The sequence below is a fragment of the Microcoleus sp. FACHB-68 genome, assembly GCF_014695715.1.
GTDB lineage: Bacteria > Cyanobacteriota > Cyanobacteriia > Cyanobacteriales > Oscillatoriaceae > FACHB-68.
Genome location: NZ_JACJOT010000006.1, coordinates 44,959 through 57,106, shown reverse-complemented (window position 1 = coordinate 57,106; position 12,148 = coordinate 44,959). Strand labels below are relative to the sequence as shown.

Here is a 12,148-nt window from a genome sequence, read left to right as displayed (position 1 = left end):
GCTTTTTTAAATGTTCGGTCTCTGAAGAATTGACTCAATGGGAAAGCCGACTGCTTTCCATGCGGCAACGCCACCCCTGATTTCAGATACGTTCTCATAGCCGGCTGAACGAAGTTTTTCGGCAGCTTCGGCTGTTTCCTCGTCGGTTTCGCCATAGAGGTAGATATCGCGGCACAGTTCAAGTGCTGTGAAGGCACGTTCGACCAATTCGCTCGCCGGCATGGAAATCGCGCCGGTGATGCGACTGGTGTTGAATAGGTTGCGCTCTCGCACATCAATAATTGTTAATGCTGGATCACCCCAGTCGAGCCGGTCTTTGAGGTCATAAACGAGGGATTTGGCTTGCAGTGGCGGCGGGATGGGGATGAGTCCTAGGAAGTTAGGCATGATCAGCGAAGACCTATTACATTCTCCTCTGCAATGTAACAAGATATTTTAAATTTTGCAAAGTTTTAATAAAATCAACTTTACAACGGTATCTATTTATGCATTTACACCTAGCCGGTGTCACTCAGCTCTTTTTTTCAGCCAGTCTCCCACTCTCTGCCGCTCAGCACTCAGCACTCAGCACTAAAAAAAATTAGGAGGCAACCCCGGAAGGATTGCCCCAATAAAGCCACTGCCTTAATTTCTCTCACTTAATTAGCTGACAGCGACGTAATATTAAACTGCAAAGCAAAGCTTAAACATCATTTGATTGCGTATCTGCATGATGCTTGAGGTTGGATACGACATTGTAGGCTTCATCGGGAGCCGGATCTTTCGCGTCTTCAATGCCTTCTGTGGAGCCGGCAATCGCTCTCCATGCTTCCAAACCACCTGTTATCTCTGCCACGTTGGTAAACCCAGCTTCACGAAGCATATTTGCAGCTTCGGCGGTTTCTGCGTCGGAGCCGCCATAAACATAAATGTCGCGGCTGGGTTCTAGGCTAGATTTAGCCCGCTCTACCAAGTCCTCCTTTGAAAACGGCATTGCTCCCATGATGTGCCCCTTATTGTAAGCAGTGCGCTCACGGACATCCAGAATTGTCAAAGCCGGCTCGCCCCACTCCAAACGAGCTTTGAGATCGTGTGCAGAGGACTGAGCTTTCAATCCTGGGGGGGTTGGGGTCAGATTGGGCATTTTTTCTTTGGCATCTTGAATTTGATCGGGAATATTTTTCATGATGAACTTTAACCAATTACTTCAATTTGGAATATAACAAGGTCGTTTGGTTCACCGAATCCTTCTAGGGAGAGAGCGTTCGCTTATCTTCGGGCAGAATTAAGTATTCATACTGTTAGGACTTCAGCAGCAAGTTGTCAGGCCAAGTGCCGATAAGCTAAAGTTATCAGTTCTTTCTGGCCTGTCCTTTCACAGGTGGCCGATATAGATGCTCGCATTTAGCCTCAACTTTCACTCTGTTTCTATAAGCGTTGTGGCTATGGGGATGCTCATAGCTAATACACTTAATTTATATTTAAAATAAAACATGAAATTTAGTTTTGCTTTTCATCTGGACATATAAATTGTTTAATTTTATGCCAATTTTTTGCAATTTAAGTGCAGATTGGCTAAGCATGAACTTAGCCGAATCTATCCCCTCAATGCTCAGAAGGAATCATCCACAAGAAACAGTGTTATTCCGTTTCACAAGGTTTCAAAGCCGGCAGTTCTGTTGATTCTAACAACGCTGCCGGTTGAGAAGATTCGCCGGCAGAACCGTATAGCTCAACAAATCTTCTAAAAAGCCGCATCGTTTCGTGATTTGAAACTCGATTTAAGTTAACCAAGCCGGCTAGATTTTTTTGAGAGATTTTGTGTAAATAAGGTAAATCCTCAAACAGCGTTAAACAAGAGGCAAAATGCAAAAGCATTTGCAATATCGGTTTGGGCCATTCCAGGTTGCTGTAAATGTCGATCAATAACTTGTGTTCAGTCTCGCTGATAGGCTGCACGTTAAACATGACAACTATCTTTTTACCGTTGTAAACAGGGATGCAGAGTTCAACGGTATAAGGCGCGTACAAGATTAAAATAACTTCAACAACTGGTAGCCTCCAAATTCTCAAAATATTGAAAGGAGAATCTAGAATTGTTTGAAATTTGATAATCCCGCCGGTTGCTGTCGGCTGGAAATGGGTGACTTTCAGAATTTTTAAGTTATTGAGACTGAAAGCATGAATGGATTCCAGATGTTTTAAGTTTAATAGATGATAAATTTGGCAAACATAGGAAAAGGGTAAAATATATTCTTGACTGATTGCGTGATAAGCTCGCAACTGAAACATTCTGGCTTGAGCTTCCCGTAAAGCGAATTCTGGCTGGTTGGGTTGGGCATTAAACCGGCATCTGCTAAGCTCTCCTGTGTTTAGGCTTTCTTCGGGCTTCAAAGATAGCCAAGCTAAAAGCAAGAAAGAGGCTGTAAATAACTGCGTTAAGTCAATCGCAGATAAATACCCATCAGCTAGAGAAGCCAGACTTCTATCGGTAATTCCAAATAAACAAGAGGGAATTCCTAAAATCCAAATACTATTTCTGATATGGGCGATGAAAAGAGAAATTTTTGCTGATGTATCGTTATTCATGGATTTAAAAAGATTTATTAATTTAGAGATTTACAACCTTAAGGATTTTTTGGATTTTTCTGCCGAGGCGAAGTGTATCTAACAAAGAAACTTTAAGTAAAAGCGCTCAAAATGAGCTATGAAGTATAAATCTGTAAAAGAAATTACTTGACATTTGGCTTTTTATTTGCTCTCCTACTTAAAAAGATAAAACTCAAAATTCTTTCCGACCTCTATCGCGAGATGGGTGTCTTAGCTCACAAGATGTAGTTTAAAAGAGCTGAAAATAGCAGTTCCTATTTCTCAAAGATGGTCATCACTTCCGCTCTATATATCTGAGGGATGAGAAGTAGAATTACTCCTGTGGCCGGCAGCCCTGCAAACTTATCAATCCAGAATGGTTATTTAACTGAGAGACGAGCTTTCTGTCCGCCGTGAAACTCTATTATTTCTCTTGATGAGTGGCTATCGCGGTAGCAGTTGAAAGAACCGTTACGTGACTATTTCGAGCTTTCAACCGCAGGGGATCGCTGAGTTCGGTGTAGAAGCCGGCTTAGCAGCCACATCAGCTAAGTAAGTTTGTGTATTGATACTCACTCAGTTAATTAATACAAATTTATTCCTTAAGGAAAGGTGAGATGTGGTGTCTAGGCTACATCTGTAGAGCGATGAATATCTTCACGAAACCTACAAAAATAAGAATGTAAATAACAGAATAATTTTGCCTCTCTATGAGTTCGTCTGAGAGGGCAGAAGGAGGAAAATATGGTAGTAAGCGAGCAAAGGCGTGCAGTTGGAGTCTTTTCTGACCGGCAACAGGCAGAGCAAGCACTCAATGAATTGAAAGCTTCAAACTTTTCGATGGACAAAGTTTCCTTGATTGCCAAGGAGACAGAGGAAGGCGATCAGCTAGGCGGTACTCAAGTCAGCGAACGCATTGGCAATCAAAATGTCGAAAGTGGAACAGCAGTGGTCGCTGATGCGGCAACAAGCAGTGCTTGGGGTAGTGTACTCGTTGGCTTGGGAAGTTTGGCAATTCCCGGACTCGGCCCTTTGATCGCAGCCGGTTCCGTTGGGGTTGCACTCGTAACAACCTTAGCCGGCATTGGTTTGGGAACCCTGGCAACAGGTAATTTAGTTAAAGCACTAACTGATTTAGGCATTTCCCAAGAATCAGCGAGCGCTTATGCAGATAGCCTGGAACAAGGTGATTACTTGGTCATCGTTGATGGCACACAAGAAGAGATCGGTCGTGCGGAAGCCGTTTTTAGTAATGGTGGAATTCAAAATTGGGCCATTTATAATTCCCCACAGGTTTAGATGAAAGGGATTTGCTGGATGCACAAGGTGGCCACTCCAAATCATCAACTCGCGGCATGACATTCGAGTGGAACTCTGACCTACACTTGATTGTATGGCTCAGCGTATCCAACCTCTACCAGCAGAAGTTGTTCATCTTATCGCCGCCGGTGAAGTCATTGACTCCCTGGCGGCTGTTGTGCGGGAATTAGTGGAAAATGCCCTAGATGCCGGCGCGACACGCATTGCGGTTTCAGTTTGGCCGGAACAGTGGCGTGTGCGAGTGGCAGACAATGGCACCGGCATGGATTTGGCGAACTTGCAATGCTGCGCCACTGCCCACAGTACCAGTAAAATCCATAGCAGCGAAGACCTCTGGAAAATTACGAGTTTGGGGTTTCGCGGAGAAGCGTTGCACAGTTTGGCCCAGTTGGCCGATTTGGAGATTTTAAGCCGGCCCACAAATCCGGCGAAAGAGCAAGGCAGTTGGCGCGTTGTCTATAACTCCCAAGGCGAACCGATTCAAATCGAGCCGGCAGCGATCGCTTGCGGGACTGTGGTCGATGTCTGCAATCTTTTTGGAACTTGGCAAGCGCGACGACAGGGTTTACCCTCGCCGGCACAACAGTTGCGATTGGTGCAACTCACGATTCACCAACTGGCACTGTGCCACCCTCATGTCACCTGGCAAGTCGAGCAAAACAATCGCCGGTGGTTTAGTTTAACTCCCGGTCAAACCCCACAATACATCCTGCCGCAGTTGTTACGGGATGTGCGCTGGGATGATTTGCACCAGTTGAAAGTTGAAGTGCCGGCACCTACAGAAACCGAAGCAGAAACTTTCCCCCCCTCACCCTCTCAATCTTTAGAATTAGTCCTCGGTTTACCTGATCGCTGCCACCGCCGGCGTCCAGACTGGGTGAAAGTTGCAATAAACGGACGCATGGTGCGAACACCGGAACTTGAGCAAACCCTGCTTACTGCCTTTGCACGAACACTGCCGCGCGATCGCTATCCCGTCTGTTTCCTGCATTTGCGGATTTCCCCGGAGGGAATTGACTGGAACCGGCACCCCGCGAAGGCGGAAATTTATTTGCAGCATTTGAGCTATTGGCAAGAACAGATTGCCGGTGCCACTCTGACGGCGCTACAAATAAGTCGGGCCAATTTGCCGGCAGCCGGTCAAGAACGGGTGAGCAAATTGCTGAAGGCATCGGAAGAGAAAGGGATTTATAATGCCGGTCGTTCGATTGAGCCGGCACAAAGTCAAGAGATGTTGCCAACACGTCTCTATCTGCGTGCGATCGCCCAAGTTCACAACACCTATATTTTGGCGGAACATCCAGGCGGTTTGTGGTTAGTTGAGCAACACATTGCACACGAGCGGGTTTTGTATGAACAGTTGTCTGATCGTTGGCACCTTGTTCCCTTAGAAGCGCCGGCAATTCTTAGTCAACTGACGCCTAAACAAATCGAACAATTGCAACGCATTGGCATAGAAATCGATCCATTTGGCGAACAAGTTTGGGCAGTTCGCACCGCGCCGGCACTCTTAGCTGAACGAGAAGATTGTACAGAAGCGTTGCTGGAACTGAGCTGTGGTGATTTACAAGCCGCTCAAGTTGCCACTGCCTGCCGCAGTGCGATTCGTAATGGCACGCCTCTGAGTTTGCCTGAAATGCAAACGCTTTTAGATCGCTGGCAAAGCACTCGCCATCCCCGCACCTGTCCCCACGGACGACCGATTTATTTATCTTTAGAAGAGACAGATCTCGCCCGTTTCTTCCGCCGGCATTGGGTGATTGGCAAAAGTCACGGAATTTAAGGCTTGTTTTCTAAACGTCGTCAAATGCCGGTGGATATTTAACCATTCCCGTAATTCCTTCCAAGGCTGCCGGTGCGAGTTCCAGCACCATAAATGCCTCATCGGGAACTGGAAAGGGTGCTTCTAATCCTTGCGCTCTAGCCGGAGAAAACCCAAAGCGAGTGTAGTAATGGGGATGACCAACAACCACAACAATTTTATGTCCCAAACGCTGGCAATCTTTTAATCCCTGCTGAATTAGTTGAGAGCCAATTCCTTGATTTTGAAATTCTGGATGAACGGCTATAGGCGCTAACGCTAATGCCGGCATATCCTTGTTTTCTGCTTGGATAATTATATCACTAAATAGTAAGTAACCAACAATTTTTTCAGCTTTTATGGCAACAAGCGATAACTCGGAATTAAAGTTATCTGACTGTCGAATTGTATCAACGAGTCTAGCTTCGCCTTCTTGTCCGAATGCCAGCTTATTGACTTCGTAAATAGCAGCAAAGTCTTCAAATTTTTCAGATCGAATTGTTATCATTTACTTTTTTCCTACCGGCTTTGCCATATAAATATCTGGTTTTCCCAATCCGTTTGCATCTGGCATCACTCCCACAATCGTAAATCCGCACTTTTGATAAAATTCATAAGGATGAGCGGCTAAGTTTTTAATTTCAGTAATATTTTCCCAAAGATTGGGGTATAAATTAACACCTGAAAGCGTCGTTTGATTCTCCTCATCATCAGTACCAACCCAAATTGTCAAGCCGGCACGTTCTCTCACCCGCGCTTCTAAATCAGCAACCAACGCGCTGCCAATTCCGCGACCTCGACAAGTTTTGTTGACGATCAAAGGGTGTAATTCCCATACATTACCGTTGTATTGCCGAATTCCCCCAATCCATCCCAAAACGCTGCCGGTTTCGTCAACAGCGACGCGGCTAATTCTGTCCTCTTCCAAAGATTCACGCACCTCTTGCAGACCGCTTTTTATATCTGGCCAACTATTGGGCCACTGCTCCACCAGCCAGCCGGCTAGCTGCCGAACGATGTTCTCGTCATCAGGAGACAGATCGATAATTTGCATCAGATGTTTCCTAAAGCAAGGCGCTGGGTAGAGATTTCATCTTGACTCGCTAAAATTATACCAATTTGTCAAATACTTGCCTTCCTATTTTTTAATTCAAAATGCAAAATGCTATAAGAGATAAGGAGAGAATAAACAAAAAATTATGCAACTGAGAATCTTTGCAAGTTTACTTCTGCTGGCTGCTTTTTGGTTAGGGATGCCGGCGCAAGCAGCAAATCCTAAACACGTTGAACAGTTACTTAAAACCAATCAGTGTACTAAATGTGACTTAAAGGGTGCGAATCTTCAAGGTGCTCAATTAGCCGGCGCGAATTTAAGCGAAGCTATCTTAAGTGAGAGTAACTTGGATGCAGCTAACTTAAAGGGTGCAAATTTGCGGGGTGCTCAACTTCAGTCTGCTGTACTGCGGGGTGCCATTTTGGAAGAAGCAAATCTGGAAAATGCCAAGATGAGGGATGCCAAAATGAGGGATGCCAAGCTCAGAGGTGCTAACCTGAGTTACGCTAGACTACGAGATGCCAGACTTCGAGGTGCTGATCTCACAGAAGCTAAATTGTTCGCGACTTTTTTAACAAATGCTATTTTAATCGATGCGAAACTAAAGTTAGCTAAGTTAGAAGGTGCCGACTTAACGGGTGCTAAACTTAATCAGGCAGACTTAGATACTGCGAATTTAGATAGTGCTAATTTAACGAACGCTGATTTAAGCGCAGCCTACCTTCCTGATGCCGATCTCAGGGGTGCTAACCTCAGCAATGCAAATCTAGCCGGCGCTAAATTAATGTCTGCCGGCTTAGTTAGAGCAAAACTCAATAATGCTGACTTCAGTTTAACCAATTTAACCCGCGCTAACTTAAGTTATACCGACTTAAGCGGTGCCAAATTAATCAATGCAAACTTAACCAAAGCAGTGCTTAGTAAAGCCAACCTAACGGGTGCCGATCTCACAGGTGCTAACCTCAGCAATACCTATTTATATCAAGCCAACTTAGAACGTGCCAACCTCACGAGTGCAAATTTAGAACGCGCCAACTTAACCAGCGCTAACTTAAAAGATACAAATTTAAATCAAGCAAATTTAAGCAACACCACCCTCACCGGCACCAGTTTAAGCGATCTTTAAAGCTCTATCAATCCTCCCTAATATTGATAACAGCGCTATCTTTCACCTCTCGCTTGCAAGAGTAATTTAGATAAAATGCCGGCAATATTCCAAGCATCATCTCCTCCTCGGTGGTGAGTGCCTTCAAGGGGAAGATTCAGGTATTCTAAGGCTTCCGCCATACCAATTTCCTGTGGCAAGGCATGAATAATCGCAAACAATGTCTTTACATTAATATGCCGGGGGCCAAAAGGATATTTAATTTGATAAGACCGGCATTGTCTTTCAAATTGATTTCTGTCATAGTCCCCATAACTTGCCCAAACCCGCTGCTGAGAGAGATATTTCTTTTTAACAATTAAACAAGCTTCGGCAAAGGGAACTCCTTGATCAACTTGTGCCTGGGTTAAAGTTGTCAGTTGCGTGCAGAATTCACTAACACGGGAACGTGCCGGCTTCACTAAAATACTTTCTTTTTCTAGCCGGCATCCCGAAGCGATATCAACGGGGCAAATTCCTATTTCAATAATTTCGTTTTCTTCTCCTGGCGGTGCTGTTCCTTCCCAGCAAGTGGCTTCCACATCTATTACAATAATTTGATCTAGTTTTTTTGCCACACTTTTTTCTCTAGTAGCTTTTTATTTCTGTTAATAAGCTAATATGATTTATTTTTTTATCCTAATGTATACATCCAACCATCTCTGGCGCAAATTCTGACCAGTCCATCCCAGACAATGGGGGTCGATTCAAAGGAAACTTCTGGTTTAAATCGGGCGGCTTCTTCGACAATGACGCGGTAAAATTCTCCTTTGGAATTTTTGAGGGCATTTTTATCATCTGGGTTTGCCGGCTCAAAATAAAGATTAAATAAATACACGCCACTGTAACAGGCGGCAATCAGTTTATTGCCATCGGTAAAGATTGGAGTTGAAATTGAGCCGCCAATTCTCTGTTTAAATACGATTAATGGCGTATTATATTCCCTATCTAGTAATGGCCCTCTAACTTTTTGGCCGGTGATTACGTTTTGAGAACCAATATAGACGTTTCCATCAATGGCGCAGGTGGCAAACAGTGCCGGCATTTCTTCTGTGCGGTATTCATCATTTAAGGCAACTGAACCAATAATTCCACCTTGCCAATCGTCTAATCGAGCGTTATTGGTGGGAAAGAACCATTCCACAGATTCACTTTCTTTCTTAGCTGGATTAAGTTTTAAAACGCCGCCGTTACCGGGAATGTATTGTTTTTCTATGGCGCAAAAAAGTTTTTCATCTTTGGAGATGGCGACGGTTCCATCCATATCAGAACCTGTATAAAAATCCCAAACTATTTTACGTTCTTTAATACTAATTCCATAAATATGTCCAGAACCGGCAGCAATATAAATTCTATCTTTGAGAACTGCCGGTGAGGATTCCGCAACTAAGTTTCCAGAATGTCTGCCAATGTCTGCCGGCTGATAAAGTTGAACTTCTGCCAAAATTTGCGGCTGAATTATACCCTCTTTTTTAGCAGCGGTACGTGTTGAGCTGTTAATAAAATAGCCAATTGCATTTTCACCGGCATTAAATATCACGCCACTGCCTAAATCAATGCCACTGCTATCGTTATCTCTGCTGTAACTCGCCGTTTTTCTAATATTTAGTTTCCAAAGTTCTTTGCCGGTTCTAAAGGAAATTGCTCGAAAACTCGGCACAGGTGCCGACGTAAATAAAGAATTTCTGACTCCCAGCCGGCTTCCCTGTAAAACCACAATTCGATCTTCTTCGCTTGCGGTTGGATCAATATAAATTGTTGAAGACCCCTTTAAAATATCATCATATTTATATCTCCACACTACCTCATTTGTTTCTATATCTATTTTTCTTAAGCTATGATCGTATGCCCCAATAACCAAATAGGTTTTCCCGCGATCTTTGGTAATCGTTGGCTGTCCTGTCCAGCCGGCACCACTCCAGGTTCCATATCCTCTAAAAGCCGTTATCCCACTTCCCAGTTCAAATCGATCCAGGAGATTCAGTCCTTCCGGAGTTCCCCTCCCATAAAATCTTCGCTTTTCATTTCCTAAATAGGTGGGAATTAAAAGTTCTATTTCTGGGTTCATGTCAGTGAGAATATTATTCACTTGACGGTTAACTGCCTCTGAAAGTGGGTCGGCATTAACTGTCTTCGCACTGACTGGAGTTACAACAGATTTCTGCGCTTTAAATTCTTTGAACACTACTGGAGAAATAGAGCTTGCGAGCATCAATTGGAACGCTCGTTTATTAAAATTTCTTCTTGATAAAAGCATAATTAATTAGATACAAAACGTATCTAAATTGCAGAATATTTATCTGGTTTTTAGATAATAAATTTTAGATTGTCTTTAGTCCTTTGTCAAGGGAGCTAGTGGCAAAAGACAATCCAAAATTTGGCGATTAAAATTGCCTAGTTTTCAGAAACAAACTCAGTCCGAAACTGCTCCACAACTTTATCTAAAGAGATCGCATGAGAAGCTTTAAATAAAAGGCGATCACCGGGTTGCACAAACTCCTTCAAACACTCAACCAATGCTTCTTTGGCGTGGATATAGGTACTCAATCGCGTTTCAATTAAAGGCACCCCAATCGCACCGGCAGCCAAGGCTTCTGCTTCCGCAGCGTCTGCCAAAATAAACAAAGCGTCAAGATTGAGATGGCTGGCGGTAACACCCACTTGCCGGTGAAATTCTAGAGAGCGATCGCCCAATTCCCGCATCGTCCCTAACACCGCAATATGGCGCTTCCCCGGTGTTTGTGCCAGCAGTTGCAGCGCTGCTTCCATCGATTCCAAGCCGGCATTATAACTTTCATCCAAAATCAGCACATCATCCGCCAACTCATAGCGCCGCGCCCGTCCCTCTGGTAGTTCCACGGATATACCGGCACTCAGAGTTTCCCAGCTAATATTGAGAACTTTCGCCACAGCTAGCGCAGCCAAATAATTACTCGCATTATGACGACCGGGAAGTGGGATTGGCAATTGAACGCCCTCAACTATCAAGCGTTCGGCATTAATTAGCATCCCGCGCACATCGCCGCCTTCCAAACCGTAAGTTAGGGTTTTCCCTTTCCAAACCGTGGCTGCCGTTGCCATTAACCGCTTATTATCGTGGTTGAGAATTGCCGTGCCGGTGGGAGGCATTTCGGCTAGTAACTCGCACTTGGCTTTAGCGATTGCTTCTTCAGATCCCAATAAACCGATATGTGCAGTGCCGGCATTCGTAATCACGCCAATTGTGGGGCGGGCTATTTGTGTTAACAGGGCAATCTGACCACTGCCACGCATTGCCATTTCAATCACAGCATAGTCGTGTTCCGAAGAAAGTTCTAGCAGTGTTTTAGGCACCCCAATTTCGTTGTTGTAGTTGAGCTGGGTTTTCAGGACTTTTCCGTGAACGCCTAAAATTGCCGCAATTAGTTCTTTGGTTGTGGTTTTGCCAAATGAGCCGGTTACAGCAATCACTGGAATTTTAAATTGCTCGCGCCACCAACGCGCGATCGCTTGATATGCCTGGAGTGTGTCTTTTACCTGTAGCTGCGGCACCGACACCGGCAGAGGACGTTCGACAATTGCAGCAATTGCGCCTTTTTCAATTGCCTGGGAAACAAAATCATGGCCATCAAAATTTTCGCCCCGCAATGCCACAAACACCTCGCCGGTTTTGATGCTGCGGGTGTCTGTAGTAATGCCGGTTACTGGGGTTTTTAGGAGCTTATCCGGTATATTCGCCGGCGTGGCGTGCAGAATATCAATGAGCTGAGTGAGGGTGGCACGAAAGGTCATAAGGCATTTGGGGTTTTTAGCTTTCAGATTTTAGATTGTAAATTGAATCCAAAATCGATGAACAACTAAAATCCCATTGGCAGCACTAAGGTTAACAAATATAAACGCTTCAAAAGGCCATCCTACACGGTTCCATCTGGGCCGCTGCAATCGCACAACACTCTCGCTTTGTATCAATTTTTAAACTTCCCCTTTTCCTTGCCGAAAATATGCGTAATTAAGTCAACAAAATTTTCATGATAAACCTACAATTTTAAGCCCAATCTTTACTGTTTCTTTACCAATTATCAAGACCAACGCGTGTACATTGGAATTGTAACCCCATTTAGCTTGAGCAGAGCGTTCTGTTCATGCCAAAATCAACTCTAAATCAAGTAGCTTGATTCATCAAAACTGAATTAGAGCGGGGGCAAATAGGGTTCGCAGATGCAGCTCTGCCCCGAAACTAAGCGGTCTATTCAGCGATTGTTAAGTGATCTAGATCACTTAA

Annotated in this window: 11 protein-coding genes; 3 read left to right on the top strand and 8 right to left on the bottom strand. The window is 44.4% G+C overall.

Annotated features, from left to right (window positions below):
• Positions 1–6: 6 nt before the first annotated feature.
• The 3 genes from H6F73_RS04860 to H6F73_RS26225 all read right to left on the bottom strand — a co-directional run bounded on the left by H6F73_RS04860 (position 7) and on the right by H6F73_RS26225 (position 2,568).
• Entirely contained in the window at positions 7–387 is a 381-nt protein-coding gene (locus H6F73_RS04860; protein WP_147688374.1) for a rhodanese-like domain-containing protein, read from the bottom strand.
• Between the two features lie 295 nt (positions 388–682).
• On the bottom strand, positions 683–1,165 hold the full coding sequence (locus tag H6F73_RS04855) for a rhodanese-like domain-containing protein (RefSeq protein ID WP_190757685.1): 483 nt from the start codon (positions 1,163–1,165) through the stop codon (positions 683–685).
• A 455-nt stretch (positions 1,166–1,620) separates the two neighbouring features.
• The gene (locus tag H6F73_RS26225) at positions 1,621–2,568 is read right to left on the bottom strand and encodes a hypothetical protein (RefSeq protein WP_190757684.1); all 948 of its coding nucleotides are present in this window, start codon (positions 2,566–2,568) and stop codon (positions 1,621–1,623) included.
• A gap of 744 nt (positions 2,569–3,312) precedes the next feature.
• Here H6F73_RS26225 and H6F73_RS04845 point away from each other — a divergent pair.
• Together H6F73_RS04845 and mutL are read left to right on the top strand one after the other, a co-directional pair.
• Positions 3,313–3,867, top strand: a complete 555-nt coding sequence (locus H6F73_RS04845) for a general stress protein (RefSeq protein WP_190757683.1) — start codon at positions 3,313–3,315, stop codon at positions 3,865–3,867.
• Positions 3,868–3,961: 94 nt separating this feature from the next.
• Positions 3,962–5,671, top strand: coding sequence for a DNA mismatch repair endonuclease MutL (mutL, locus tag H6F73_RS04840; protein WP_190757682.1), 1,710 nt, complete (start codon positions 3,962–3,964; stop codon positions 5,669–5,671).
• Positions 5,672–5,681: 10 nt separating this feature from the next.
• On the opposite strand, the gene H6F73_RS04835 is transcribed toward mutL, so the two are convergent.
• Positions 5,682–6,197, bottom strand: coding sequence for an N-acetyltransferase (locus H6F73_RS04835; protein WP_190757681.1), 516 nt, complete (start codon positions 6,195–6,197; stop codon positions 5,682–5,684).
• Positions 6,198–6,743 carry a GNAT family N-acetyltransferase gene (locus H6F73_RS04830; RefSeq protein ID WP_190757680.1) on the bottom strand — a complete coding sequence of 182 codons (546 nt, stop codon included), beginning with the start codon at positions 6,741–6,743 and terminating at the stop codon, positions 6,198–6,200.
• A gap of 145 nt (positions 6,744–6,888) precedes the next feature.
• On the opposite strand from H6F73_RS04830, the gene H6F73_RS04825 reads away from it, so the two are divergent.
• Complete coding sequence (locus tag H6F73_RS04825; RefSeq protein WP_190757679.1) at positions 6,889–7,869, top strand: pentapeptide repeat-containing protein; 981 nt, start codon at positions 6,889–6,891, stop codon at positions 7,867–7,869.
• A gap of 35 nt (positions 7,870–7,904) precedes the next feature.
• On the opposite strand, the gene H6F73_RS04820 is transcribed toward H6F73_RS04825, so the two are convergent.
• From H6F73_RS04820 to murF, 3 genes are all read right to left on the bottom strand, one after another.
• The gene (locus tag H6F73_RS04820) at positions 7,905–8,465 is read right to left on the bottom strand and encodes an exonuclease domain-containing protein (RefSeq protein ID WP_190757678.1); all 561 of its coding nucleotides are present in this window, start codon (positions 8,463–8,465) and stop codon (positions 7,905–7,907) included.
• Positions 8,466–8,521: 56 nt separating this feature from the next.
• Positions 8,522–10,099 (bottom strand): PQQ-binding-like beta-propeller repeat protein, encoded by a 1,578-nt coding sequence (locus tag H6F73_RS04815; protein WP_242072338.1) that lies wholly within the window; start codon positions 10,097–10,099, stop codon positions 8,522–8,524.
• Positions 10,100–10,281: 182 nt separating this feature from the next.
• Positions 10,282–11,658 carry a UDP-N-acetylmuramoyl-tripeptide--D-alanyl-D-alanine ligase gene (murF, locus tag H6F73_RS04810; RefSeq protein WP_190757676.1) on the bottom strand — a complete coding sequence of 459 codons (1,377 nt, stop codon included), beginning with the start codon at positions 11,656–11,658 and terminating at the stop codon, positions 10,282–10,284.
• Positions 11,659–12,148: the final 490 nt, after the last annotated feature.

Bases quoted from the DNA above. Each gene is read 5' to 3' on its own strand.
- H6F73_RS04845 (WP_190757683.1), top strand. From the start codon at position 3,313: ATGGTAGTAAGCGAGCAAAGGCGTGCAGTTGGAGTCTTTTCTGACCGG.
- H6F73_RS26225 (WP_190757684.1), bottom strand. From the start codon at position 2,568: ATGAATAACGATACATCAGCAAAAATTTCTCTTTTCATCGCCCATATC.
- H6F73_RS04860 (WP_147688374.1), bottom strand. From the start codon at position 387: ATGCCTAACTTCCTAGGACTCATCCCCATCCCGCCGCCACTGCAAGCC.
- H6F73_RS04830 (WP_190757680.1), bottom strand. From the start codon at position 6,743: ATGCAAATTATCGATCTGTCTCCTGATGACGAGAACATCGTTCGGCAG.
- murF (WP_190757676.1), bottom strand. From the start codon at position 11,658: ATGACCTTTCGTGCCACCCTCACTCAGCTCATTGATATTCTGCACGCC.
- H6F73_RS04825 (WP_190757679.1), top strand. From the start codon at position 6,889: ATGCAACTGAGAATCTTTGCAAGTTTACTTCTGCTGGCTGCTTTTTGG.
- H6F73_RS04815 (WP_242072338.1), bottom strand. From the start codon at position 10,099: ATGCTCGCAAGCTCTATTTCTCCAGTAGTGTTCAAAGAATTTAAAGCG.
- H6F73_RS04835 (WP_190757681.1), bottom strand. From the start codon at position 6,197: ATGATAACAATTCGATCTGAAAAATTTGAAGACTTTGCTGCTATTTAC.
- mutL (WP_190757682.1), top strand. From the start codon at position 3,962: ATGGCTCAGCGTATCCAACCTCTACCAGCAGAAGTTGTTCATCTTATC.
- H6F73_RS04855 (WP_190757685.1), bottom strand. From the start codon at position 1,165: ATGAAAAATATTCCCGATCAAATTCAAGATGCCAAAGAAAAAATGCCC.